This window comes from Streptomyces sp. NPDC043996, from assembly GCF_056435225.1.
This window is the reverse complement of record NZ_JBWKEY010000011.1, coordinates 25,094-51,843: the sequence shown is the minus strand read 5'-3', so window position 1 is coordinate 51,843 and position 26,750 is coordinate 25,094. Positions and strand designations below refer to the sequence as shown.

General features: G+C 76.9%; 2 protein-coding genes. Both read right to left on the bottom strand.

Annotated elements, in window-relative coordinates:
- Positions 1-7 precede the first annotated feature (7 nt).
- Complete coding sequence (locus tag AC07A4_RS27280; RefSeq protein WP_478603665.1) at positions 8-11,779, bottom strand: SDR family NAD(P)-dependent oxidoreductase; 11,772 nt, start codon at positions 11,777-11,779, stop codon at positions 8-10.
- 69 nt (positions 11,780-11,848) lie between these two features.
- Positions 11,849-26,740 (bottom strand): type I polyketide synthase, encoded by a 14,892-nt coding sequence (locus AC07A4_RS27275; RefSeq protein WP_478603211.1) that lies wholly within the window; start codon positions 26,738-26,740, stop codon positions 11,849-11,851.
- Positions 26,741-26,750: the final 10 nt, after the last annotated feature.

Here is a 26,750-nt window from a genome sequence, read left to right as displayed (position 1 = left end):
ACGGGACTCACGAGATGCCCAACTCCTTGTCGATCAGGTCGAAGATCTCTTCGTTGGTGGCGGACTCGATGGCGTCGGCGGGGTCCGCGCCGCCGTCGGTGACGTCGTCTTGGGGCGCGGAGTCGAGGCGGGCGAGGGTGTCGCGCAGGCGCCGGGCCAGGTCGGCGCGGTGCGGGGCGCCGTCGGCGCCCGCGTCGGCCAGGGCGGTGGCCAGGGCGTCGAGGCGGTCGAGTTCCGCGCTGCCGGGCGGCGCGGCCGTGGCGCGGTCGGCGAGGAGCCGGGCGGCGAGGTGGCGGGCGAGGGCCTCGGGGGTGGGGTGGTCGAAGACGAGCGCGGCCGGAAGGCGCGTCCCGGTCACCGCGGTGAGCCGGTTGCGGAGTTCGACGCCGGTGAGGGAGTCGAAGCCGAGGTCCTTGAAGGGCCGCTCCGCGCCGATGAGGTCGGTGGAGGCGTGGCCGAGGACGGCGGCGGCGTGGCCGCGCACGAGGTCGAGCAGGACGCGCTCGGCCTCGGCGGGTGCCAGCTGGGCCAGTTGCTCGGCGAGCGTGGGCCCGGCGGGCGGCGCGGAGGCGGTGGGTGCCGCGGCCCGGCGCGGGGCCCGCACCAGGCCGCTGAGCAGCGGCGGCAGGGGCGTTCCCGTGGCGCTGACGGCGCGCAGGGCGGCGGTGTCGATGTCGGCGGCGAGCACGTGGGCCTGTGCCGCGCCGAGGGCCGCGTCGAAGAGCGCGAGGGCGGCTTCGGTGGTGAGGGCGCCGACGCCGCCGCGTGCCATCTTCCGCACGTCGGCGTCGCTGAGGTGCGCGGTCAGGGTGCTGCGCTCCTGCCACATGCCCCAGGCGACGGACACGGCGGGCAGCCCTTCGGCGCGGCGGCGCGCGGCCAGCGCGTCGAGGGCGGCGTTGGCGGCGGCGTAGTTGGCCTGTCCGGCGCCGCCGAGCAGCGCGGCGCCGGACGAGAACAGCACGAAGGCGGCCAGGTCGTGCTCCCGCGTCAGCTCGTGCAGGGCGAGCGCGGCGTCCGCCTTGGGCGCGAGGACCCGGGCGAGGCGGTCGGGGGTGAGCGCGGTGAGGGTGGCGTCGTCGAGGACTCCGGCGGCGTGCACGACGCCGGTGAGGGGGTGGGCCGTCGGGACGGCCGCGAGGAGCGCGGCGAGCGCGGCGCGGTCGCTCACGTCGCAGGCGGCGACGGTGACGTCGGCGCCCGCCTCCGCGAGCTCCCGCACCAGGCGTTCGGCTCCCGGCGCTCCCCTGCCCGCGCGGCCCGCGAGCAGCAGGTGGCGGGCGCCGTGGGCGGTGGCCAGGTGGCGGGCGACGAGTCCGCCGAGGGTGCCGGTGCCGCCGGTGATCAGGACGGTGCCTTCGGGGTCGAGGGGCTCGGGCAGGGTGAGGACGTTCTTGCCGATGTGCCGGGCCTGGCTGAGGTGGCGGAACGCCCGCGGGGCCTGGCGGAGGTCCCAGCAGGTCAGCGGCAGCGGGCTGAGGACGCCCCGCTCGAACAGGGAGAGGACGTCGGCGAGCATGGCCGCGACGCGGTCCGCTCCCGCCTCCATCAGGTCGAAGGCCCGGTAGTGGACGCCGGGGTGGGCGCGGGCCACGTCGTCGGCGTCGCGCACGTCGGTCTTGCCCATCTCGACGAAGCGGCCGCCGCGCGGCAGCAGGCGCAGCGAGGCGTCGACGAACTCCCGGGCCAGGCAGTCGAGGACGACGTCCACGCCGTGTCCGCCGCTGGCGTCGAGGAAGCGTTCGGCGAAGTCGAGGGTGCGGGTGGAGGCGATGCGGTCGTCGGCCAGGCCGAAGCCGCGCAGCACGTGCTGCTTGGCGGGGGCGGCCGTCGCGTACACATCGGCTCCGGCGTGCCGGGCGAGCTGGACGGCGGCCATGCCGACGCCTCCGGCCGCCGCGTGCACCAGGACCGACTGGCCGCGCCGCAGCCCGCCGAGGTCGAACAGGCCGTAGTACGCGGTGAGGAAGACGATCGGCACCGACGCGGCCTGCGCGTAGGTCCATCCGGCGGGGATGCGGGCGAGGGTGCGCCGGTCGGCGACCGCGGTCGGGCCGAAGGCGCCGCCGAAGACGCCGAGGACCCGGTCGCCGGGGGCGAGGTCGGTGACGCCGGGGCCCGTCTCCAGGACGACGCCCGCGCCTTCGCTGCCGAGCACGGCCTGGTCGGGGTCGAGCCCGAGGGAGACGACCACGTCGTGGAAGTTGAGGCCCGCGGCGCGCACGGCGACGCGTACCTGCCCCTTCGTGAGCGGCGCGAGCGCGTCGGGGGCGGGGACGGCCGTGAGCCCGTCGACGGAGCCGTCGCCGGTGAGTCCGATGCGCCAGGCGTCCTCGGCTCCCGGGGGCGGCACGAGGGTGTCGCGGCCGGGCCCGGCGGTCAGGCGCGGCACGAGGACGTCTCCGGCGCGGACGGCCGTCTGGGGTTCGCCGGTGGCGAGGGCGGCGGGCAGGGCGGCGCGGGACTCCGGCAGGCCGTCGAGGTCCACGAGCAGGAACCGGCCGGGGTGTTCGGTCTGCGCGGTCCGCAGCAGCCCCCACACTCCGGACCGGGTCCAGTCCGCCGTACGGTCGCCGGGTCCGGTGGCGACCGCGCCGTGGGTGACGACGGCGAGGACGGACGCGTCGAACCGTTCGTCGTCAAGCCACTCCCGCACCAGGGCGAGGCAGTCGGCGGTGACGGCGTGCAGCGCCGTGGACTCGTCCCGCTCGCCGGGCGCGGTGTCGGGGCGCGGGCAGTGGGCGACGACGAGCGCGGGCACAGGGGTGTCGGGGGCGGCGCGCAGTGCGGCGAAATCGCCCCAGGTCACTTCCTCCTCTCCCGCGGCCCCGGTGTCGGGCGCGGGCACCCAGTCCACCCGGTGCAGGCCGTCCCCGTGGCGTTCGGCGCGGAGGCCGTCGGCGGGCGCGGGCCGCAGGGTGAGCGAAGCGGCCGTAAGGACCTCCTGCCCGGCGAGGTCGTGCACGGTCAGGGCGACGGCGTCGGGTCCTTCGGCGGTGATCCTGGCCCGTACGGCGGTGGCGCCGGTGGTGTGCGCGGTGACGTCGTTCCAGCTGAAGGGCAGGCGCGCGGTGTCGTCCCTGCCGGGCAGCAGCGCGGCGGTCTGCAGGGCGGCGTCCAGGAGCGCCGGGTGCAGGCGGTAGCCGGGCGCGTCGGCGTGCTGCCGCTCGTCCAGGACGAGTTCGGCGCAGATCTCGCCGTCGCGCGCCCAGGCGGCACGGATGCCCTGGAACGTGGGCCCGTAGGCGTACCCGGCGGCCGCGAACCGCTCGTAGAGCCCTTCGATGTCCACGGCCTCGGCGCCGGGCGGCGGCCAGGCGATGAGGGCGGGCGCCGCGGTCCTGGCGGCGGGCGCGACGGCTCCGGTGGCGTGGGCCGTCCACGGCGGGGCGGCGCCGGTGTCGCTGTCGTGCGCGGTACGGGCGTACAGGCCGAGCGCGCGGCGGCCGTCCTCGTCGGGCGCGCCGAGCCGTACCTGCACGAGGACGGCGCCCTCGTCGGGCAGCACGAGCGGCGCCGCCAGGGTGAGTTCGTCGACGCTGGCGCACCCGGCTTCGGCGGCGGCGCGCAGGGCGAGCTCCAGGAAGGCGGTGCCGGGCAGCAGGGCGGCTCCCTGGACCGTGTGTTCGGCGAGCCAGGGGTGGGTGCGCCGGGAGAGGCGTCCGGTGCACAGGAGTTCACCGCTGTCGGCGACCTCCACGGCGGCGCCCAGGAGCGGATGGCCGGTCGTGCCGAGGCCCGCGGAGGCGACGTCCCAGGTGGTGGTGGGGACGTCGAGCCACAGGCGGCGCTCTTGGAAGGGGTAGGTGGGCAGCTCGACGCGCGTGCCACCGGTGCCGTCGAAGGCGAGCGACCAGTCGACGGACACGCCGTGCGCGTGCGCCTGGCCGAGCGCGAGGAGCATCCGCTGGAGGCCGCCTTCGTCACGGCGGAGGGTGCCGAGCACGGGAGCGTTCACGCCCGCGTGTTCTAAGGTCTCCTCGACCGCCATGGCCAGCACGGGGTGCGGACTGACCTCGATGTACGCGCCGAAGCCCTGCCCCGCGAGCGCCTGGACGGCGGGGGCGAAGCCGACGGTGCCGCGCAGGTTCGCGTACCAGTACGCCGCGTCCATGGCCGAGGTGTCGAGCCAGTCACCGGTGACGGTGGAGAACAGCGGCACCGTGCCCGGCACCGGCGCGATCCCGTCCAGGGCCGTGAGCAACTCGTCCTCGATGCGCTCGACGTGGGCGGAGTGCGAGGCGTAGTCGACGTCGACGCGCCGGTTCCGTACGCCGTCCGCCTCACAGGAGGCCCGCAGCTCGTCCAGAGCGTCGGTGTCACCGGACACCACCACCGCTGAGGGCCCGTTGACCGCGGCCACTGACAACCGGCCGTTCCAGGCGGCCAGTCGGGCCTCCGCGTCAGCCGGTGTGAGCCCCACGGACACCATGCCGCCGCGCCCGGCCAGCTGGACGATCGCCCGGCTGCGCAAGGCGACGACCTTCGCGCCATCCGCCAACGACAGCCCGCCCGCGACCACCGCAGCCGCGATCTCCCCCTGCGAATGCCCCACCACCGCATCCGGCACCCCACCAAAAGCCCGCCACAACCGCGCCAGCGACACCATCACCGCGAACAACACCGGCTGCACCACATCCACCCGCTCCAGACCGCGCCCCTCACGGATCACGTCCAGCAGCGACCACTCCACATACGGGGCCAGAGCCGCCTCGCACTCCCCCATGAACGCGGCGAACCGCTCCGATTCAGCGAGCAGGTCACGCGCCATGCCCACCCACTGAGCGCCCTGCCCCGGGAAGACGAACACCGTCCCCCCGGACACCGACGCCCGTCCCTCGACCACGCACGGCGACGCCTCACCCAGCGCCAACGCCCGCACACCCTCCAGGAGTTGCTCCACATCCCCGGCCACCACGGCCCGGTGCTCGTGCAGCGCCCGCGTCACCGCCAGCGACCACCCCACATCAGCGGCCCCTGCCGGTACGTCGAGCAGCCGCGCGGCCTGCTCTCGAAGCGCCTGCGGCGACTTGGCCGACAACAGCCACGGCACCGGAGTCCGCACCCCACGCACCTCGGACGGCGCCTCCGGCTCCGGGGCCTCCTCCACGATCACGTGCGCGTTCGTCCCGCTGACGCCGAAGGACGAGACCCCGGCCCGGCGCGGGCCGCCGGCGGTCTCCCACGGGCGGGCCTCGGCGAGCAGCCGCACCTCGCCCGCCGACCAGTCGACCTGCGGGGTCGGCTCGTCGACGTGGAGGGTGCGCGGCAGCACCCCGTGCCGCAGCGCCAGGACCATCTTCATCACCCCGGCGACACCGGCCGCCGCGGAGGTGTGGCCGATGTTGGACTTCAGGGAGCCGAGCCACAACGGCCGCCCCTCCACGCGCTCTTGGCCGTACGCCGTGAGCAGCGCCTGTGCCTCGATGGGGTCCCCGAGCGTGGTGCCCGTGCCGTGGGCCTCGACGGCGTCGACGTCCTTCGCGGTGAGGCCGGCGTCGGCGAGGGCCGCGCGGATCACGCGCTGCTGGCTCGGCCCGTTCGGCGCGGTCAGGCCGTTGCTGGCGCCGTCCTGGTTCACGGCGGAGCCGCGTACGACCGCGAGCACCGGATGGCCGTTGCGGCGGGCGTCCGACAGGCGCTCCAGGAGGAGGATTCCCGCGCCCTCGCCGAAGCCCGTGCCGTCGGCGGCGGCCGCGAAGGACTTGCAGCGGCCGTCGGCGGCCAGGCCGCCCTGGCGGCTGAACTCCACGAAGAGTTCGGGGCTCGACATCACGGTGACCCCGCCCGCGAGGGCCAGCGCGCACTCGCCACGGCGCAGCGACTGCACCGCCGTGTGCAGGGCCACGAGGGACGAGGAGCAGGCGGTGTCGATGGTGAGGGCGGGGCCTTCCAGGCCGAAGGCGTAGGCGATGCGCCCGGAGACGACGCTGCCGGAGTTGCCGGTGCCGAGGAAGCCCTCGACGTCCTCGGGGATGTGCGGGAGCAGCCGTACCGCGTAGTCCTGCTGCATCAGGCCGATGAACACGCCCGCGGGGGTGCCGCGCAGCGCGGCCGGGTCGATTCCGGCGCGCTCGATGGCCTCCCAGGTGAGCGTGAGCAGGAGGCGCTGCTGCGGGTCCATGGCGATGGCCTCGCGGGGCGAGATGCCGAAGAAGTCGGCGTCGAAGTCACCGGCGCCGGTGAGGAATCCGCCCTCGCGGACGTACGAGGTGCCGGTGTGCGCCGGGTCGGGGTCGTAGAGGGTGTCGAGGTCCCAGCCTCGGTCGGTGGGGAAGGCGCCGACGGCGTCGGTGCCGGAGGCGATGAGCCGCCACAGGTCGTCGGGGGTGCGGACCGCGCCGGGGAAGCGGCAGCCCATGGAGACGATCGCGATGGGCTCGTCCGCGGCGGCGGTGGCCGTGGGCGCGGCGGCCGGGGCCTCGGTCCCGGTGAGTTCGTCCCGCAGGTGCGCGGCGAGCGCCTCCGGGGACGGGTGGTCGAAGACCAGGGTGGCGGGCAGGCGCAGGCCGGTGGCGGCGCCCAGGCGGTTGCGGAGTTCGACGGAGGCCAGGGAGTCGAAGCCGAGGTCGCGGAAGGCGCGCGCGGGGGCGACCGCGCTGTCGGAGGTGTGTCCGAGGACGGCGGCGGCCTGCGCGCACACCAGGCGTACGAGGGTGCGCAGGCGTTCGGCGGCGGGCAGCGCGGCGAGGCGCTCCGGCAGCGCGGCGCCGGTGCCTGCGGGGGTCGCGGCGGCGGCCGCCCTGCGCGCGGGGGCCCGGACGAGGTCCCGCAGGAGCGGATGTACGGGTTCGCCTTCGGCGGCGCGGGCGCGCAGCGCGCGGCGGTCGATCCTGAGCGGGATGAGCAGCGGGGCGTCGACGGTGAGGGCGGCGTCGAGGAGCGCGAGGCCCTGGTCGGTGGTGAGGGGCGGCAGGCCGGAGCGGGCCAGGCGGCGCACGTCGGCGTCGTCGAGGTGGCCGGTCAGGGCGGAGCGCTGCTCCCACAGGGTCCAGGCCAATGCCTGCGCGGGCAGGCTCAGGGCGTGGCGGTGCTGGGCGAGGGCGTCCACGAACGCGTTGGCGGCCGCGTAGTTGCCCTGCCCTGGCCCGCCGAAGGTGCCCGCGGCGGAGGAGAACAGGACGAAGGCCTTGAGGTCCAGGTCCCGGGTGAGCTCGTGCAGATGGTGGGCGGCGTCGGCCTTGGGGCGCAGGACGGTGTCGACGCGGTCGGGCGTGAGGGAGGTGACGACGCCGTCGTCGAGGGCGCCCGCGGCGTGCACGACCGCCGTCAGGGGGTGCTCGGCCGGGACGGCGGCGAGCAGCGCGGCGAGCGCGTCCCGGTCGGCGGCGTCGCAGGCGGCGAGGGTGACGTGGGCGCCGAGCGCGGTCAGTTCCTCGGTGAGCTTCGGGGCGTCGGGCGCGTCGGGGCCCGCGCGCCCAGCGAGGAGGAGGTGGCGGACGCCGTGCCGGGCCACGAGGTGGCGGGCCACGCGGGAGCCGAGGAGTCCGGTGCCGCCGGTGACCAGGACGGTGCCGTCGGGGTCGAGGGCGACCGGCGCCGGGTCGGCGGCGGGGACCTTGGCGAGGCGGGGGGTGAGGACGGTGTCGCCGCGTACGGCGAGCTGGTGTTCGGCGGTGGCGAGCGCCGAGGCGACGCTGTCCGCGTCCGCCCGCTCGTCCAGGTCGAGGAGGGTGAAGCGGCCGGGGTGTTCGGCCTGGGCGGAGCGCGCCAGGCCCCAGACGGCGGCGCGGGCCGGGTCGGGGGGCGCGTCGCCCGGGGTGGCGGCGACCGCGCCCCGGGTGACGACGGCGAGGCGGGACCGGGCGAGGCGGTCGTCGGCGAGCCAGGCCTGGAGGACGGCGAGGGCGTGGTGGAGGGCGCGGCGGGCGCCTTGGGGCGCGTCGTCCGTGTCGCCGTCGGCGGGGAGCACGGGCAGCAGTGCGAGGGCGGGCGCGGGCGCTCCCGCGTCCAGAGCGGCGGCGAGCGCGGCGACATCGGCGTGGAGGGCCGTCCCCGTCGGGGTCGGGATGCCGTGCTCGTGCGGGCCGATGACCAGGACGTCGGCGTCCTGGGGCGGGCGCGGGCAGGGCACGGCGGCCCACCGCACCTGGTACAGCGACTCGTGGTGGGCGCGGCCCGCGCCGGGCCGTGGCGCGGCGGGGCGCAGGGTCAGGGACTCCACGGACGCGACGGGGCCCCCGGCGGCGTCGGCGACGTCCAGGGCGAGGGTGTCCGGCGCGGTGGTGGTCAGGCGGACGCGCAGCGCGGTGGCGCCCGACGCGTGCAGGGTCGCGCCGGACCAGAGGAACGGCATGCGCCCGCCTTCGGCATCCGAGGCGTCCGAGGCGTCGGAGGCATCCGAGGCGTCGTCGGCGGTGAGTCCGGTGGCGTGCAGGGCGGCGTCGAGGAGCGCCGGGTGCAGGGCGAACCGCTGGGCGTCCTGGTGGAGTTCGGGCGGCAGGACCGCTTCGGCGTACAGGTGCTCGCCCTGCCGCCAGGCCGCCGTGAGGCCCTGGAAGGCGGGCCCGTAGGCGAAGCCGCCCTCGGCGTAGCGCGCGTACATGCCGGTGAGGTCGAGGGGGGTGGCGCCGGGCGGGGGCCAGGCGGTCAGCTCGGCGGCGGACGCGGGCGCGGGGGCGGCCGGGGCGAGGACGCCGGTGGCGTGGCGGGTCCACTCCTCGTCGGTGTCGGGGTCGTCGGGCCGCGCGTGCAGGGCCAGGGCGCGGGTGCCGTCGGCGGCGGGCGCGGCGACGGACAGGCGCAGCACGACGCCGCCGTCGTCGGGCAGGAGCAGTGGCGCTTCGAGGGTGAGGTCGTCGACGCGGGGGCAGCCGGTGCGGTCGCCCGCGAGGACGGCGAGTTCGAGGAAGGCCGTGCCAGGCAGCAGGGCGCTCCCGCCCACGGCGTGGTCGGCGAGCCAGGGGTGGGTGCGCGGCGAGAGCCTGCCGGTGAACAGCAGTCCCTCGCTGTCGGCGAGGGCGACGACGGCACCGAGCAGCGGGTGTTCGGCGGGGGCCAGGCCGATGGAGGCGGCGTCGCCCGCGGGGACGCCGGTGTCCTCCAGCCAGTAGCGCTGCCGCTGGAAGGCGTACGTGGGCAGGTCGACGCGGTGGGGGCGGGGCCCGGCGAGGACGGCGTCCCAGTCGACGCGCACGCCGCGCACGTGCAGCTCCGCGAGGGCGGTGAGCAGGCGGCGCGGGCCGCCGTCGTCGCGGCGCAGGGTGCCGAGGGCGAGGGCGTCGGTCCCGGCGGCGGCAGCGGTGTCCTGGAGCGCGGCGGCCAGGACGGGGTGCGGGCTGACCTCGATCAGGACGCGGTGCCCGTCGGCGAGCAGCGCCTGGGCGGCCTGTTCGAACTCCACGGTGCGGCGCAGGTTCTCGTACCAGTACGCGGCGTCCAGGCGCGTGGTGTCCAGGAGGCCGCCGGTGACGGTCGAGTAGAAGGGCACGGCGGCCGGGCGGGGCGTGATGCCCGCGAGTGCCTCGGCGAGCTCCTCGCGGATCGCCTCGACGTGCGGGCCGTGCGAGGCGTAGTCGACGGGGATGGCGCGGGCCCGTACGCCGTCGGCGGCGAGCGCGGCGCGCAGTTCGGCCAGGGCGTCGGGGTCGCCGGAGACGGCGACGGACTCGGGGCCGTTCACGGCGGCGAGCGCGATCCGCTCGCCCCAGGGCGCAATGCGGGCGCGCACCCGGTCGGCGGGCAGGGACACCGAGGCCATGCCGCCGCGCCCGGCGAGGGCTCGCAGCGCCCGCGCGCGCAGCGCGACGACCTTCGCGGCGTCCTCCAGGGTGAGCGCCCCGGCGACGCAGGCGGCGGCCATCTCGCCCTGGCTGTGCCCGGCCACGGCGGCGGGCTCCACGCCGTGCGCGCTCCACACCCGCGCGAGGGAGACCATCACCGCGAACAGGGCGGGCTGGACGACGTCCACGCGGTCCAGGCCGGGGGCGCCGGGCGCGCCCCGTACGACGTCCAGGAGCGGGAAGTCGATGTGCGGGGCGAGGGCGTCGGCGCACTCGGCGATGCGGGCGGCGAACACCGGGGATGTGTCGAGGAGTTCGCGGGCCATGCCGGGCCACTGGGAGCCCTGCCCGGGGAAGACGAAGGCGACGGCCTCGTCGGGGCGTGACGTGCCGCGCACGACGCCGGGCGGCGGCGGGCCGTCGGCGTGGATCAGCGCGTCGAGGCCTTCGAGCAGCGCGTGCCGGTCGTCGGCGACGACGGCGGCGCGGTGTTCGAGCGCGGCGCGTCCGGTGGCCAGGGTGTGGGCGAGGTCCGGCAGGCGCAGGTCGGGGCGGTCGGCCAGGTGGGCGCGCAGGGCGGCGGCCTGGGCGCGCAGGGCGTCCGCGCCACGCGCGGAGACGACGCACGCCACCGGTCCGGTGGGCTCCGGTTCGCTGGCCGGGGGCTCTGGGGCGGGCTCCGCCTGCTCCAGGATCACGTGCCCGTTGGTGCCGCTGACGCCGAAGGACGACACGGCCGCGCGGCGCGGGCGCCCGGTCTCGGGCCAGGCGGTGGTGTCGGTGACGAGCCGCAGCGCTCCCGAGGACCAGTCGACTTGGGGCGTGCGGTCCGTGCCGTGCAGGGACGGCGGCACCACGCCGTGCCGCAGCGCGAGGACCATCTTGATGACGCCGCCCACCCCGGCGGCGGCCTGGGTGTGGCCGATGTTCGACTTCAGCGAGCCGATCAGGAGCGGCTGTTCGGCGGAGTGCTCACGGCCGTACGTGGCGAGCAGGGCCTGGGCCTCGATGGGGTCGCCGAGCGGGGTGCCGGTGCCGTGGGCCTCGACGACGTCGACGTCCCTGGCCGTGAGCCGGGCGCCCGCGAGGGCCTGGCGGATGACGCGCTGCTGGGAAGGGCCGTTGGGGGCGGTGAGGCGGCTGCTCGCGCCGTCCTGGTTGACGGCGGAGCCACGGACGAGCGCGAGGACGGGGTGGCCGTTGCGGCGGGCGTCGGACAGGCGCTCCAGGAGCAGCATGCCGACGCCCTCGCCCCAGCCGGTGCCGTCGGCGGCGGCCGCGAAGGACTTGCAGCGGCCGTCGGCGGCGAGTCCGTTCTGGCGGCTCATCTCCACGAACGGCACCGGCGTGGACATCACCATGGCGCCGCCCGCCAGGGCGAGGGCGCAGTCGCCCTGGCGCAGCGCCTGGCAGGCCAGGTGGAGGGCGACGAGGGAGGACGAGCAGGCCGTGTCGACGGAGACGGCGGGGCCCTCCAGGCCGAAAGTGTAGGCGATGCGCCCGGAGGCGACGCTGTCGGAGCTGCCGTTGCCGACGTAGCCCTGGACGTCGTCGGGCACCTGGCGCAGGCGGACCGCGTAGTCCTGGTACATGACCCCGGCGAACACGCCGGTGCGGCTGCCGCGCAGCGCCTGCGGGTCGATCCCGGCGCGTTCGAAGGCCTCCCAGGTGGTCTCCAGGAACAGCCGCTGCTGCGGGTCCATGGCGAGGGCCTCGCGCGGGGAGATCCCGAAGAAGCCGGGGTCGAAGTCCGCGGCGTCGTCGAGGAAGCCGCCCTCGGCGCAGTACGTGCTGCCGGGCCGCTCCCCCGCCGGGTCGTGCAGCGCGGCCAGGTCCCAGCCGCGGTCGGCGGGGAACGGGCCGATCGCGTCGGTGCCCGCGGCGACGAGGCGCCACAGGTCCTCGGGGGTGCGCACGCCGCCCGGATAGCGGCAGGCCATGGCGACGACGGCGATCGGCGCCCGGTCCTTCGCCTCGGCCTCGTTCAGGCGCTGCCTGGTCCGGTGCAGATCGGCGGCCACCCGCTTGAGGTAGTCGCGCAGCTTGTCGTCAGTCACCGTGTTCACCGTGGATCGTCACCTTCGGTACGCGGGGCGGTCGGGGGGCGTGGGGTGTGCCGGGCGCCGTCACGGCCCGCCGAGTTCCTGGTCGATGAAGTCGAAGAGCTCGTCGTCGGTGGAGCCCATGCGGTCCTCGACGGCGTCCTCCTCCCCCGGTCCCGTCCCGGGGCGCAGCGTCTGAAGGAGGTCTTGGAGGCGGGCGGCGAGCGCGGTGCGCGCGCCGTCGTCGGGCATCGCGTCGCGCACCGCGGCTTCCAGGCGGTCGAGTTCGGCGAGGGCGGCGGGTCCTGTCTCGGCCGCGCCGTCCGCCGGTGCGGTCTCCTCGGCGAGGTGCCGGGCGACCGCGGCGGCCGTCGGGTGGTCGAAGAGCAGCGTGGCGGGCAGGTGCAGGCCGGTGGCGGCGCGCAGCCGGTTGCGCAGCTCCACGGCCGTCAGGGAGTCGAACCCGAGGTCGAGCAGGGGCTGTTCGCTGCTGAGCGCGAGGGGGTCGGGGAAGCCGAGGACGAGGGCGGCGTGGGTGCGGACCACGTCCAGGAGGACCCGTTCGCGCTGCGCGGGCGGCAGCCCGGTCAGCCGCGCCCGCAGCGCGTCGGCGGCGTCGGGTCCTGGGCCCTCGCCCGCCGCGGCGCGCCGCACAGGCGTGCGGACGAGGCCGCGCAGGAAGGCGGGGACGCCGCCCGCGGCGGCCTGTTCGGCGACGGCGGCGGTGTCCAGGCGCAGCGGCATCAGGGCGGGCGCGTCCAGTCCTGTGGCCGTCTCGAAGAGGGCGACGCCGTCGGCGGGGCCGAAGGCGACGATGCCGCCGCGGGCGATGCGGGCCAGGTCGGCGTCGCCGAGGTGCCCGGTCATGCCGCCGCCGGTGGCCCACAGGCCCCACGCCAGCGAGACGCCGGGCAGGCCCCGGGCGCGCCGCCGGTGGGCGAGGGCGTCCAGGAAGGCGTTGGCCGCCGCGTAGTTGGCCTGGCCCATGCCGCCGAAGACGCCCGCGATGGAGGAGAACACGACGAACGCGGTCAGCTCGCGCCCGGCGGTCAGCTCGTGCAGGTGGACGGCGGCGTCGACCTTGGGGCGCAGCACCCCGTGGAGCTGCTCGGGCGTCATGTCGGCGACGACGCCGTCGTCGATGACGCCCGCCGCGTGCACGACGCCGCGCAGCGGGTGCTCCAGGCCGTCGAGGAGCTTGGCCAGGGCCTCGCGGTCGGCGGCGTCGCAGGCGACGATCTCGGCGTCGGCGCCCAGGGCGGCGAGGTCGGCGCGCAGCGCGTCGGCGCCGTCGGCGGCGGGCCCGCCGCGGCTGGTCAGGAGCAGGTGCCGCACCCCGTGCTCGGCGGCGAGGTGCCGGGCCACGAGGCCGCCGATGGAGCCGGTGCCGCCGGTGATGAGGACGGTGCCCTCGGGGTCCCAGACGGGTGCGCGCACGGGCGTGGAGCCGGGCACGCGGGCCAGGCGCGCGGCGTGGATCCGCCCGGCGCGCAGGGCGAGTTGGGGCTCGCCGGTGGCGAGGGCCGCGCGCAGGGCGGTGGCGGTGCCGGACTCACTGTCGGTGTCGCACTCGGTGTCGGTGTCGGCCTCGATGTCGGCTTCGATGTCGATCAGCACGAACCGGTCCGGGTTCTCCGTCTGCGCCGAACGGACCAGGCCCCAGACGGCGGCGTGCGCCGGCTCTGCCACGTCGTCGTCGGGGGCGACGGGGACGCCGCCGGTGGTGACGAGGGCGAGCCGCGCTCCCTCGTACCGCGCGTCGGCGAGCCAGTCCCGCACCAGGACGAGGACGTCTTCGGCGCACGCGTGGACCGCGGCGGCGCTCTCCCCCGTCGTGCGCGGCAGCGCCGTCACCACCAGGGCGGGCACCGGCGCGCCCGCGTCGACCGCCGCGCCGAGCGCGGTGAGGTCCGTGTGCGCGGGAGCGAGACCGGCGGTGGCCGCGTGGTCGCCGAGGACGGCCAGGGACGCAGCGGGCGGGTTCGCGGGGGCGGCGATGACGGGCCACTCCAGGCGGAACATGTCCTCGTACGCGCCCGCGCGGGCCTCCTGGATCCGCTCCGCCGTGACCGGCCTGAGCACGAGCGAACCGGCCGACAGGACGGGGCGTCCGGTGGGGTCCGCCACGGTCAGGGCGACGGCGTCGCGCCCGGCGGGCGTCATGCGCAAGCGCAGCGCCGGGGCGCCCGCGGCGTGCAGCCGCACGCCGCTCCAGGAGAACGGCAGCCATCCCTGGTCGCTGCCTTCGAGCACGCCGAAGGCCAGCGAGTGCAGCACGCTGTCCAGGAGCGCCGGGTGCAGGCCGTAGCGGCCCGCGTCCCGCTGCTGCTCCTCGGGCAGGCGCGCCTCCCCGTAGACGGCGTCGCCCAGGCGCCAGGCGGCGACCAGGCCCTGGAAGGCGGGCCCGTAGGCGAAGCCGCCGTCGGCGAGGCGCTCGTACAGGCCGTCGACGTCGAGCGCTTCGGCGTCGGCGGGCGGCCAGGCGTCGAGTGCTTCGGGCTCGGCCGGTGCGCCCTCGCCGAGGCGGCCGCTCGCGTGCCGGGTCCAGGGCTCGTCGGGGGCGGCGTGCTCGGGCCGCGCGTGTACGGCGAAGGCGCGGCCGCCGCTCGCGTCGGGTGCCTGGACGGTGAGCTGGAGCGTGACGGCGCCCCGCTCGGGCAGGGTCAGAGGGGCTTCCAGGGTGAGTTCGTCGACTTCCGCGCAGCCGGTGCGGTCGCCCGCGTGGACGGCGAGTTCGAGGAAGGCGGTGGCGGGCAGGAGCGCGCCGCCGTGGACGGCGTGGTCGGCCAGCCAGGGGTGGGCGGCCACGGACAGGCGGCCGGTGAACAGATAGCCGCCGGTGTCGGCGAGCGGGGAGCCCGCGCCGAGCAGCGGGTGCCCGGACGGCAGCAGGCCCGCCGCGGGCATGTCGCCCGCCGCCGGGGTGGGCGGGAGCCAGTAGCGGCGCCGCTGGAAGGGGTAGGTGGGCAGCGGCACGTGGCCGCCGGGCGCGCCCGCGTACAGCGGTGCCCAGTCGACGCGTACGCCGTGGACGTGCAGGCGGGCCAGGGCCGCGGTGAGCGCGGCGGACTCCGGCGCGTCCTTGCGCAGCAGCGGCACCAGGGCGGCGCCGTCGGTGGCGGTGAGGCAGTCCTGGCCGAGCGCGGTCAGGGCGCCGTCGGGGCCGAGTTCGAGATACGCGGTGGCGCCCTCGGCCTCCAGGGTGCGCACGGCGTCGAGGAAGCGGACGGCGTGGCGGACGTGGCGCACCCAGTGGTCGGGGTCGGCGAGTTCCTCGGGGCTGGCGAGGGCGCCGGTCAGGTCGGAGACGACGGGGACGCGCGGCTCGTGGTAGGTGACCTGTTCGGCGACGGCGCGGAAGTCGGCGAGCATGCCGTCCATGTGCGGGGAGTGGAAGGCGTGGCTGACGGTGAGCCGCCGGGTCTTGCGGCCCTGGGCCCGCCAGTGCGCGGCGGTCTCCTCGACGGCCGCCGCGTCGCCGGACAGGACGGTGGCGGCGGGCCCGTTGACGGCGGCGACCGCGATCTCGCCCTCGCGGCCCGCGAGATGGGGCGCGAGCTCGGCCTCGGAGACGGTGAGCGCGACCATCGCGCCGCCGCCGGGCATGGCCTGCATCAGGCGCCCGCGCGCGGCCACCAGGGCGGCGGCGTCGGGCAGCGAGAGCACTCCGGAGACGTGCGCGGCGGCCAGCTGTCCCACGGAGTGCCCGGTGACGAGGTCGGGCCGCACGCCGTACGACTCGACGAGCCGGTAGAGGGCGATACCGAGGGCGAAGAGGGCGGGCTGGGTGTATGCCGTGGTGTCGAGGAGTGCGGCGTCCGTGCTGTCCGCCGCGGCGTGGACGACGTCGCGCAGCGGCCGGTCGAGGAGCGGGTCGAGCTCCGCGCACACCGCGTCGAAGGCGTCGGCGAACACCGGGAAGCGGTCGTACAGCTCCTTGCCCATGCCGGGGCGCTGGCTGCCCTGCCCGGGGAACAGGAAGGCCGTCTTGCCCGTCCGTCCGGTGGTGCCCGCGATCAGGCCCGCGGCGTGGGTGCCGTCGGCGAGCGCGGTCAGCGCGTCCAGGAGCGCGGCGCGGTCGGCGCCGACGAGGACGGCCCGGTGCTCGAAGGCGCCGCGGCCGGTGGCCAGGGCCTTGCCGACGGCGTCGGGGTCGAGGCCGGGGTCGGTGCGGACGCGGTCCAGGAGCTGTCGGGCCTGGTCGCGCAGGGCGTTCTCGCCGCGGGCTGACAGCAGCCAGGGCAGGACGCCCGTGGCGGGCGCGGGCCGCTGGGACGCCTCAGGGGCGGTGTCGGGGACGTGTTCGAGGATGGTGTGCGCGTTGGTGCCGCTGACGCCGAAGGACGACACGGCGGCGCGGCGCGGACGGCCCCCGTCGGGCCAGGCGGTGTTCTCGGTGGGCACCCGCACATGGCCCGCGGACCAGTCCACGTACGGCGTCGGCTCGTCGATGTGGAGGGTCGCGGGGAGCGTGCCGTGCCGCATGGCGAGGACCATCTTGATGATGCCCGCGATGCCCGCGGCGGCCTGGCTGTGGCCGATGTTGGACTTGGACGAGCCGACGAGCAGCGGCCGTTCGGCGGGGCGTTGTTGGCCGTACGTGGCGAGCAGCGCCTGGGCCTCGATGGGGTCGCCGAGCTTGGTGCCGGTGCCGTGGGCCTCGACGGCGTCCACGTCGCCGGGCGCGAGGCCCGCGCTCGCCAGGGCCTGGCGGATGACGCGCTGCTGGGAGGGTCCGTTGGGGGCGGTGAGGCCGTTGCTCGCGCCGTCCTGGTTGACGGCGGAGCCGCGGACGAGCGCCAGGACCGGGTGGCCGTTGCGGCGGGCGTCGGAGAGGCGTTCCAGGAGGACCATGCCCGCGCCCTCGGCCCAGGCGGTGCCGTCGGCGGCGGCCGCGAACGGCTTGCAGCGGCCGTCGGCGGCGAGCCCGCGCTGGCGGCTGAACTCGACGAACGCGCCGGGCGTCGCCATCACGGTCACCCCGCCCGCGAGCGCCAGGGAGCACTCGCCGCCGCGCAGTGCCCGCGCCGCCAGGTGGACGGCGACCAGGGAGGACGAGCAGGCCGTGTCGACGGTGACGGCGGGGCCCTCCAGGCCGAAGGTGTAGGCGATGCGCCCGGAGGCGACGCTGCCCGCGCTGCCGATGCCGAGGTAGCCCTCGAACTCCTCGGACGGCTCGGTGACGCGGGAGCCGTAGTCGCGGTAGCTGGAGCCGACGAACACGCCGCCGTCGCCGCCCTTGACGCTCCGCGGGTCGATGCCCGCGCGTTCGAACGCCTCCCAGGCGGTCTCCAGGAGGAGGCGCTGCTGCGGGTCGACGGCGAGGGCCTCGCGGGGGCTCATGCCGAAGAAGGCGGGGTCGAAGTGGTCGGCGTCGTAGAGGAATCCGCCTTCGCGCGCGTAGGTCCGTCCGACCTTCTCCGGGTCGGGGTCGTAGAGGCCCTCCAGGTCCCAGCCCCGGTCGGTGGGGAACGCGGAGATGGCGTCGGTGCCGTCGGCCAGGAGCCGCCAGAACTCCTCGGGGGTGGTGACGCCGCCGGGGAAACGGCAGCTCATGGCGACGATCGCGATGGGGTCGTCGTCGGGGGCGGCCGGGGCGGCCATGGGCGTGGCGGTGGCGGGTTCGGCCGCGCCGAGCAGTTCCTCGCGCAGGTGCCCGACGAGCGCGGTGGTGGTGGGGTGGTCGAAGACGAGGGTGACGGGCAGACGCAGGCCGGTGGCCTCGGCGAGGCGGTTGCGGAGCTCGACGGCGGTCAGCGAGTCGAAGCCGAGGTCCTTGAAGGCGCGTTCCGGCTCGATGGCGGCGGGGTCGTCGTGTCCGAGGACGGCGGCGGCCCGGGTGCGGACGAGGTCGGCGAGCTCCTGGGCGCGTTCGGCTTCGGGCAGTTCGGCGAGGCGGGCCGCGAGGCCGTCCGCTCCCTCGCCGGGCGCGGCGGCGCCGTCCGCGAGGGCGCGGCGCACCTCGGGCAGGTCGCCGATCAGGGCGCTGGGGCGCAGCGCGGTGTAGGCGCGCGCGAAGCGGTCCCAGGCGAAGTCGGAGACGATCAGATGGGTCTCGTTGTCGTCCAGGGCCTGCCACAGGGCGGCCACGGCGAGCTCCGGGTCCATCGCGGGCAGCCCGTTCCTGACGAGGCGTTCGCTGGTGGCGCCCGCGGCGAGGCTCTCGCCGCCCCACAGGCCCCAGGCGACGGAGGTGGCGGGCAGGCCGCGGTCGCGGCGGGCCCGGGCGAGGGCGTCGAGGTGGGCGTTGGCGGCAGCGTAGCTGCCCTGTCCGGTGCCGCCGAGGGTGCCCGCGAGGGAGGAGAACAGCACGAAGGCCGTGAGGTCCGCGGCGGCGGTGAGCTCGTCGAGCAGGAGCGCGGCGTCCGTCTTGGGCCGCAGCACGGCGGCGGCGCGCTCGGGGGTGAGGGCGTCGATGACGCCGTCGTCCAAGACGCCCGCCGCGTGGAACACGGCGCGCAGCGGCCGGTCGGCGGGGATCCCGTCGAGGAGGCGTACGAGGTCGGCGCGGTCGGCGGCGTCGCAGGCGGCGACGGTGACCTCGGCGCCCAGGGCGGCGAGTTCGGCGGCGAGCGCGGCGGCGCCGGGGGCGTCGGGGCCGCGGCGGCCGGTGAGCAGCAGGTGCGCGGCGCCGGAGCGGGCGAGGCGGCGGGCGATGTGGGCGCCGAGGCCGCCGGTGCCGCCGGTGACGAGGACGGTCCCGTCGGGGGTCCAGCCGGTGCCGTCGGGCTCGTGCCGGGGTCCGGCGTGGGTGAGGCGCCGCCCGAAGACGCCGGAGGCGCGCACGGCGAGCTGGTCCTCGCCGTCGGTCCTGGCGAGGGCTCCGGCCAGGCGGGCGCGGGCCCGCTCGTCCAGGCGGGCGGGAAGGTCGATGAGTCCGCCCCAGCGTTCGGGGTGCTCGACGGCGGCGACCCCGCCGAGGCCCCAGTGCGGGGACTGCGCGGGCGCGTCGAGGCGGTCGGAGCGGCCCACGGCGACCGCGCCCCTGGTGGCGCACCACAGCGGCGCCTTCACGTCGGCGTCGCCGAGCGCCTGGAGCAGCGTGGTGGTCAGGGCGAGCCCGGCGGGCAGGGCGGAGCCCGGGGTGTGGGGCGCTTCGGCGAGGGCGAGCAGGCTGAGGACGCCGTCGGGCGGGGTGTCCGTGGCGTGGGCGCGCAGCCGGTCGGCGAGGGGGCCGCGCCCGGTGTCTTCGGTGCCGAGCTCGACGACGACGGGCTCGCCGCCGTGTGCGCGCAGCGCCCGGGCGCAGGCGGCGACGGTCTCGTCGGCGGCGAGGGCGGCGGGCACGGCCAGCCACCAGGTGCCGCCGAGCCGGGCGTCCCCGTCCTGGGCGAGGGGCTTCCACGTCACGCGGTGGCGCCAGGAGTCCACGGTGGAGCGGCCGCGGTGGCCGTCCAGCCACTGCGAGAGGGCGGGCACGACGGTGCCCATGGCGGCGCGCACGTCGTCGTCCTCGATGCGCAGGCACCGCGTCAGGGCGCCCAGGTCCTGGTCGGCGACGGCGTCCCAGAAGCCGTGGTCGGCCACGTCCGTGCCGGGGCCGTCGGCGGCGCGCTGGGCGGGCTCCATCCAGTAGTGGCGGCGCTGGAAGGCGTAGGTGGGCAGCTCGCAGGGGCGGGCGCCGGTGCCGTCGAAGACCGCGTCCCAGTCCACGGGGTGGCCAAGGACGTGAAGTGCGGTGAGCGAGGCGAGCAGCTGGTCGCGGCCGCCCTCGCCGCGCTGCAGGGTGCCCACGACACCGCCGGTGCCGCCCGCCAACTCCAGGGCTTCCTGGAGCCACACGGTGAGCGCCGGGTGGGTGCTGGCCTCGACGAACAGACGGTGTCCCGCATCCAGGAGGGCGTCCACGGCGCGGCGGAAGTGGACGGGCTCGCGCAGGTTGCGGTACCAGTACGCGGCGTCGAGCGCGGTGGTGTCGAGGGCGGCGCCGGTGACGGTGGAGTAGAAGGGCACGCGGGAGGGGCGCGGGGTGATCCCGGCGAGCAGGGTGCGCAGCTCGTCGTGGATCTCCTCGACCTGCGGCGAGTGCCCGGCGAAGTCGACGCCGGGCAGGTCCCAGCAGAGCACGCCGTCGTCGGCGAGCGCGGTGTGCAGCTCGCTGAGGGCGGCGGGGTCGCCGGAGACGGTGACCGTGGTGGGGCCGTTGACGGCGGCGATGCCGAGCCGGTCCGCCCAGGGCGCGATCCGGGCCTCGACCCGCTCCGGGGGCAGGGGCACGTACAGCATGCCGCCGCGCCCGGTGAGCGCGGTCAGGGCCTTGCTGCGCAGGGCGACGACCTTCGCCGCGTCGTCCAGCGACAGCGCTCCCGCCACGCACGCCGCGGCGATCTCCCCCTGCGAGTGCCCCACGACCGCCGCGGGCTCCACCCCGTACGACCGCCACACCTCAGCCAACGACACCATCACCGCGAACAACACCGGCTGCACCACATCCACCCGCTCAAGGTCCACCCCCGAGCGCAACACCTCCACCAACGACCAATCCGTATACGGCGACAACGCCTCCGCACACTCCCCCACCCGCGCCGCGAACACCGGCGACGACTCCAGCAGCTCCCGCGCCATCCCCGGCCACTGCGACCCCTGACCCGGGAACACGAACACGGCCCGCCGGTCCTGGGCGGCGGTGCCGCGTACGGCGCCGGGTCCGGTGCGGCCGTCGATGAGGGTGTCGAGCGCGGCGAGCAGGGCGTCCCGGTCGCGGCCGACGGCGGCGGCGCGGTGTTCGAAGGCGGTGCGCGTGGTGGCCAGGGAGTGCCCGATGTCGGCGGGGCGCAGCGCGGGCCGGTCGGCGACGTGGGCGCGCAGCCGTACGGCCTGTTCCTGGAGCGCCTCCGGGGTGCGCGCGGAGAGCACCCAGGGCACGGCGGTGCCAGGGGTGTCCTCGCGGGTGGTCTCCGGCTCCGCGGGCGGCTGTTCGACGATGACGTGGGCGTTGGTGCCGCTGAGCCCGAAGGACGAGATCCCGGCGCGCCGGGGGCGGCCGTTCACGGGCCAGGGGGCGGGCTCGGTGAGCAGGGACACCGCTCCGGCGGACCAGTCGACGTTCGGGGACGGCGCGTCCACGTGCAGGGTCGCCGGGAGGTGCTCGTGGCGCAGGGCGAGGACCATCTTCATGATGCCCGCGACACCGGCGGCGGCCTGGCTGTGCCCGATGTTGGACTTCAGCGAGCCCAAGTGCAGCGGTGTGGCGCGGTCTTGGCCGTACGTGGCGAGGACGGCCTGCGCCTCGATGGGGTCGCCGAGGGTGGTGCCGGTGCCGTGCGCCTCCACGGCGTCGACGTCGGCGCCGGTGAGCCCAGCGGCGGCGAGGGCCTCGCTGATCACGCGCTGCTGTGCGAGGCCGCTGGGGGCGGTGAGGCCGTTGCTGGCGCCGTCCTGGTTGACGGCGGAGCCGCGCAGGACGGCGAGCACGGGGTGCCCCGCGCGGCGGGCGTCGGACAGGCGCTCAAGGAGGAGCAGGCCGACGCCCTCGGCCATGCCGAAGCCGTCGGCGGACGCCGCGAAGGACTTGCAGCGGCCGTCGGCGGCGAGCCCGCGCTGGCGGCTGAAGCCGGTGAAGGTGAGCGGTGAGCCGATCACGGTGGCGCCGCCCGCGAGCGCGAGGGAGCAGTCGCCGTCGCGCAGCGCGCGCGCCGCCAGGTGGACGGCGACCAGGGAGGAGGAGCAGGCCGTGTCGACGGTGACGGCCGGGCCTTCCAGGCCGAGCGTGTAGGCGACGCGGCCGGACAGGACGCTGGTGGAGATGCCCGCGACGAAGAGGCCTTCGAGTTCGTCCGGTACGGCGTCCATGCTGCCGCCGTAGCCCTGGTAGGCGGCGCCCGCGAAGACGCCGGTGCGGCTGGAGCGCAAGGTGTGCGGGTCGATGCCCGCGCGCTCCAGGGCCTCCCAGGAGGTTTCCAGCAGGAGGCGCTGCTGGGGGTCCATGGCGAGGGCCTCGCGCGGGGAGATCCCGAAGAAGCCCGCGTCGAAGCGGCCCGCGTCGTAGACGAAGCCGCCCGCGGCCGCGTAGCTGGTGCCGGGCTGGTCGGGGTCGGCGTCGTAGAGCGCGTCCAGGTCCCAGCCGCGGTCGGCGGGGAGTTCGGCGACCGCGTCGCGGCCGTCGGCGACGAGCCGCCACAGCTCGTCGGGGGTGGCGACGCCGCCCGGGTAGCGGCAGGCCATGGAGACGATGACGATCGGGTCGTCCTCGGCCGCGGCGGCGCGCGCCGCCGGGGCGGGGGCCGGGGCCTTGGCCGCCGGGGTCTGTCCGCCGAGGAGTTCGGTGCGCAGGTGGCGGGCGAGTGCGCCGGGCGAGGAGTAGTCGAAGACGACGGTGACGGGCAGGCGCAGGCCGGTCGCCGCGGTGAGCCGGTTGCGCATCTCGACCGCGGTCAGCGAGTCGAAGCCGAGGTCGCGGAAGGCGCGGTCGGGCGCGATGGCGTCGGTGGCGTCGGTGGTGTCGTGGCCGAGGACGGCGGCGGCCTCGGTGCGCACGAGTGCGGTCAGGAGGCGGTCGCGCTCGGCTTCGCCGAGGTCGCGCAGCCTCTCGCGCAGGCCGCCGGTGTCCGGGGCCGCGGCGTCGGCGGCCCGGTCCTGGCCGGGCTCCAGGGCGGCGCGGGCCTCGGGAACGCCGCTGATGAGGGGGCTCGGCCTGCTGGTGGTGAAGACGGTGGCGAACCGGTCCCAGTCGATGTCGGCGACCAGGACGAGGGTCTCGTCGTGGTCGAGGACCTGCTTCAGGGCGGTGACGCAGGTGGCGGGCGGCATGAACAGCACGCCTTGGGCGCGCAGTTGGTCCTCGGCGAGGTTCGCCGCCATGCCGCCGCCGTCCTCGGGGCTCCAGATGCCCCACACCACGGACGTGGCGGCGAGGCCCCGGGCCCTGCGGTTCTCGGCGAGGGCGTCGAGGTGGGCGTTGGCGGCGGCGTACGCGCCGTGGATCGCGCTGCCCCACACGCCGGAGATGGAGGAGAACAGCACGAACGCGTCGAGCGTGTCGCGGTCGAAGAGGGCGTCGAGGTGGGCCGCGCCGAGGGCCTTGGCGTGCAGCGTGTCGGCGAACTCGGGCAGGTCGGTGTCGTCGAGCGCCACCAGGGAGCCGCCGGCGGCGGCGTGCAGCACGGAGCGGATCGTGTGGCCTTCGGCCTCCAGGTCCGCGACGAGCGCGGCGAGGGCGTCCCGGTCGGTGATGTCGCAGGCGGCGACGGTGGCGCGGGCGCCCAACTCCTCCAGCTCCTGGGCGAGTTCGGGGGCGCCGGGCGCGTCGGGGCCGCGGCGGCCGACGAGGACGAGGTGCTCGGCGCCCTCGCGGGCGAGCCAGCGGGCGATGTACGCGCCGAGGCCGCCGGTGCCGCCGGTGATCAGGGTGGTGCCGCGCGGGGTCCAGGAGCGGCGCGGGGCGGCGTCGCCGAGCGGCGCGCGGACGAGCCTGCGGCCGTGCGTTCCCGCGTCGCGCACGGCGAGCTGGTCCTCGTCGCCGGGCGCGGCGAGCAGCGCGGCGAGGCGGGCCCCGGCCCGTGCGTCGGGTGCGGTCGGCAGGTCCACGAGGCCGCCCCAGCGGCGCGGGTGCTCCAGGGCGGCGCACCGGCCGAGGCCCCAGGCGAGGTGCTGGGCGGGGCTCACGGCCGGGTCGGCGGGGCTGACGGCGACGGCGCCGCGCGTGGCCCACCACAGCGGCGCGGTGAGCCCGGCGTCGCCGAGGGCCTGCACCAGGGCGAGGTTGAGGGCGGTGCCGACGGGCACCGAGGGGTGGCGCGGGTGGGGCCGTTCGTCGGTGGCGAGCAGCGAGAGCACGCCCTGCGGGTCGGCGCCGTGGACGGCGTCGGCGATGCGGGCGGCGAGCGGGCCGCGCTCGCTGTCGTCGGCGTCGAGGACCAGGGTCGTGACGGTGGCCCCGGCGTCTTCGAGGGCGGTGACGCACGCGCGGGTGCCGTCGTCGTCGGCCCCTGCGGCGGGCAGCGCGACGAGCCAGGTGCCCGAGAGCCGGGCGGCGGCGGGCTCCGGCAGGGGCTGCCAAGTGGTCCGGTAGCGCCAGGACTCGACGGTGGCGAGCTCGGCGCGCCGTCGCCGCCAGGTGGCGAGGGCGGGCAGGACGGCGCTGAGCGGCTCTTCGGGGCCGACGCCGAGCGTGGCGGTCAGCTCGGGCAGGTCGCCGGTGCGGACGGCCTCCCAGAAACGGCCCTCCACGGGGTCGACGATCGGCTGCGCCGCGGTCGGCGCGGGCGGCGACTCCAGCCAGTACGGGCGGCGCCGGAAGGCGTACGTGGGCAGGTCCAGGGCGGTCTCGTGGCCGTCGAAGACGCGGGACCAGTCCGGGGACAGGCCCCGGGTGTGGGCTTCGCCGAGGGCGAGCAGGAAGCGCTCGGGGCCGCCCTCGTCGCGGCGGAGCGTGCCGAGGACGGCGGCGGGGCGCTCCAGGTCCGCGGCGTCGGCGGTCTGCTCCACGCCGACGGTGAGGACGGGGTGGGCGCTGATCTCGACGAAGAAGCCGTGGCCCTGGTCGAGCAGCGCGCGCACGGCGTCCTCGAAGCGCACGGTCCGCCGCAGGTTGCGGTACCAGTACCCGGCGTCGAGGGCGGTCGTGTCGCGGAGCCAGTCGGCGTCGACGGTGGAGTAGAAGGGCACGTCGGCGGCCCGGGGCGCGAGCCCGGCGAGCGCGGTGCGCAGGCGCTCCTCGATCGCCTCGACGTGCGCGGAGTGCGAGGCGTAGTCGACGGGGATGACGCGGGCGCGCACGTCCCGCGCGGTCAGTGCGGCGACGACGCCCTCGATCGCCTCCGGGTCGCCCGACAGGACGGTCGTCGCGGGCCCGTTCACGGCGGCGACGGAAAGGCGTTCGCCCCACGGCTCCAGGTGCGGGCCGAGGTCGGCGGCGGGCAGCGGCACGGACGCCATGCCGCCGCGCCCGGCGAGCTCGCCGAGGGCCTGGCTGCGCAGGGCGACGACCTTGGCCGCGTCGTCCAGGGACAGCGCGCCCGCCACGCACGCGGCGGCGATCTCCCCCTGGGAGTGCCCGAGCACCGCGTCCGGCTCGATGCCGTACGAGCGCCACAGCTCCGCGAGGGACACCATCACCGCGAACAGCGCGGGCTGCACCACGTCGAGGCGCTCCAGGGGCGGCGCGTCGTCGGCGCCGCGCAGGACGGCCGTCAGGGACCAGTCCACGTACGGCGCCAGGGCGCGTTCGCAGGCCGCGATCCGGGCCGCGAACACCGGCTCGGCGTCGAGGAGGCCGACCGCCATGCCCGGCCACTGCGAGCCCTGCCCGGGGAAGACGAACACGGTCTTGCCGTCGGCTCCGGTGGTGCCCCGCACCAGGCGCGGGCTCGGGGCGCCCGCGGCGAGCGCGCGCAGCCCGTCGGCGAACCCGGCCCAGTCGTCGGCCACGACGGCGGCGCGGTGCTCGAACGCGGAGCGCGTGGTGGCGAGGGCCCGGCCGATGGCGCCGACGCCGACCGCCGCGTCGGCGGATTCGGCGGGCCCAGCGGCGTCGAGGTGGGCTAGGAGGCGCTCGGCCTGGGCGCGCAGGGCGTCGTCGTCGCGGGCGGAGAGCACCCAGGGCAGGGCGGCGCCCTCGTCGGGGGTGACCGCGGTGCCGTCCGGGGCGTCGTCCGCGGTGTCCTCTTCGAGGATGAGGTGGGCGTTGGTGCCGCTCACGCCGAAGGCGGAGACCCCGGCCCGGCGCGGCCGCCCTGCGGGCTCCCAGGGGAGGGCCTCGGTCAGGACGCGCACGGCGCCCTCGGACCAGTCGACGAAGGGGGTGGGCTCGTCGACGTGCAGGGTGCGGGGCAGGCGGCCGTGGCGCAGGGCGAGGACCATCTTGATGACGCCGCCGACGCCCGCGGCGCCCGAGGTGTGCCCGATGTTCGACTTCAACGAGCCGACCCACAGGGGCTGTTCGCCCTCGCGCCGCTGTCCGTACGCGGCGAGCAGGGCCTGTGCCTCGATGGGGTCGCCGAGGCGGGTGCCGGTGCCGTGGGCCTCCACGGCGTCGATGTCGCCGGGCGCGAGCCGGGCGTCGGCGAGGGCGGCGGCGATGACGCGTTCCTGCGCGGGGCCGTTGGGAGCGGTCAGGCCGTTGCTGGCGCCGTCCTGGTTGACGGCGGTGCCGCGGACGACGGCGAGGACCCGGTGGCCGTTGCGGCGGGCGTCCGCGAGGCGCTCCAGGACGACGACGCCGACGCCCTCGGACCAGCCGGTGCCGTCGGCGGCGGCCGCGAACGCCTTGCAGCGGCCGTCCGCGGACAGCGCCCGCTGCCTGCTGAAGGCGACGAACGCGTCCGGGGTCGCCATCACCGCGACGCCGCCCGCGAGCGCCAGGGAGCACTCGCCGGAGCGCAGCGAACGCACCGCGAGGTGCAGGGCCACCAGGGACGAGGAGCAGGCGGTGTCGACGCTGAGCGCGGGGCCTTCGAGGCCCAGGGTGTAGGCGACGCGGCCGGAGACGACGCTGGCGGCGGTGCCGGTGTCGAGCAGGCCCTGGAGTTCGGGGACGTCGCGCGAGGCGCCGCCGTAGTCGTTGCGCATGGCGCCGATGAACACGCCGGTGCGGGTGGCGCGCAGGTCCGCCGGGTCGATGCCCGCGCGCTCGACGGCCTCCCAGGAGGTTTCCAGGACGAGGCGCTGCTGCGGGTCCATGGCGAGGGCCTCGCGCGGCGAGATGCCGAAGAAGCCCGCGTCGAACGCGGCGGCGTCGTGCAGGAATCCCCCGTGCCGCGTGGTGGAGGTGCCGGGGTGGTCCGGGTCCGGGTGGTAGAGCGCGTCGGTGTCCCAGCCCCGGCCCGTGGGCCAGGTGGTGATGGCGTCGGTTCCGCCGTCGAGCAGGTCCCACAGGCGTTCCGGCGTGTCGGCGCCGCCGGGGTAGCGGCAGCCCATGGCGACGATCGCGACGGGCTCGTGGCGGGCGTCCTCCGCCTCGCGCAGACGGCGGCGGGCGTCTCCCAGGTCCGCGGTGGCGCGCCTGAGGTATTCGAGGAGCTTCTCGTTGTCCGGCATGGGTGTCTCG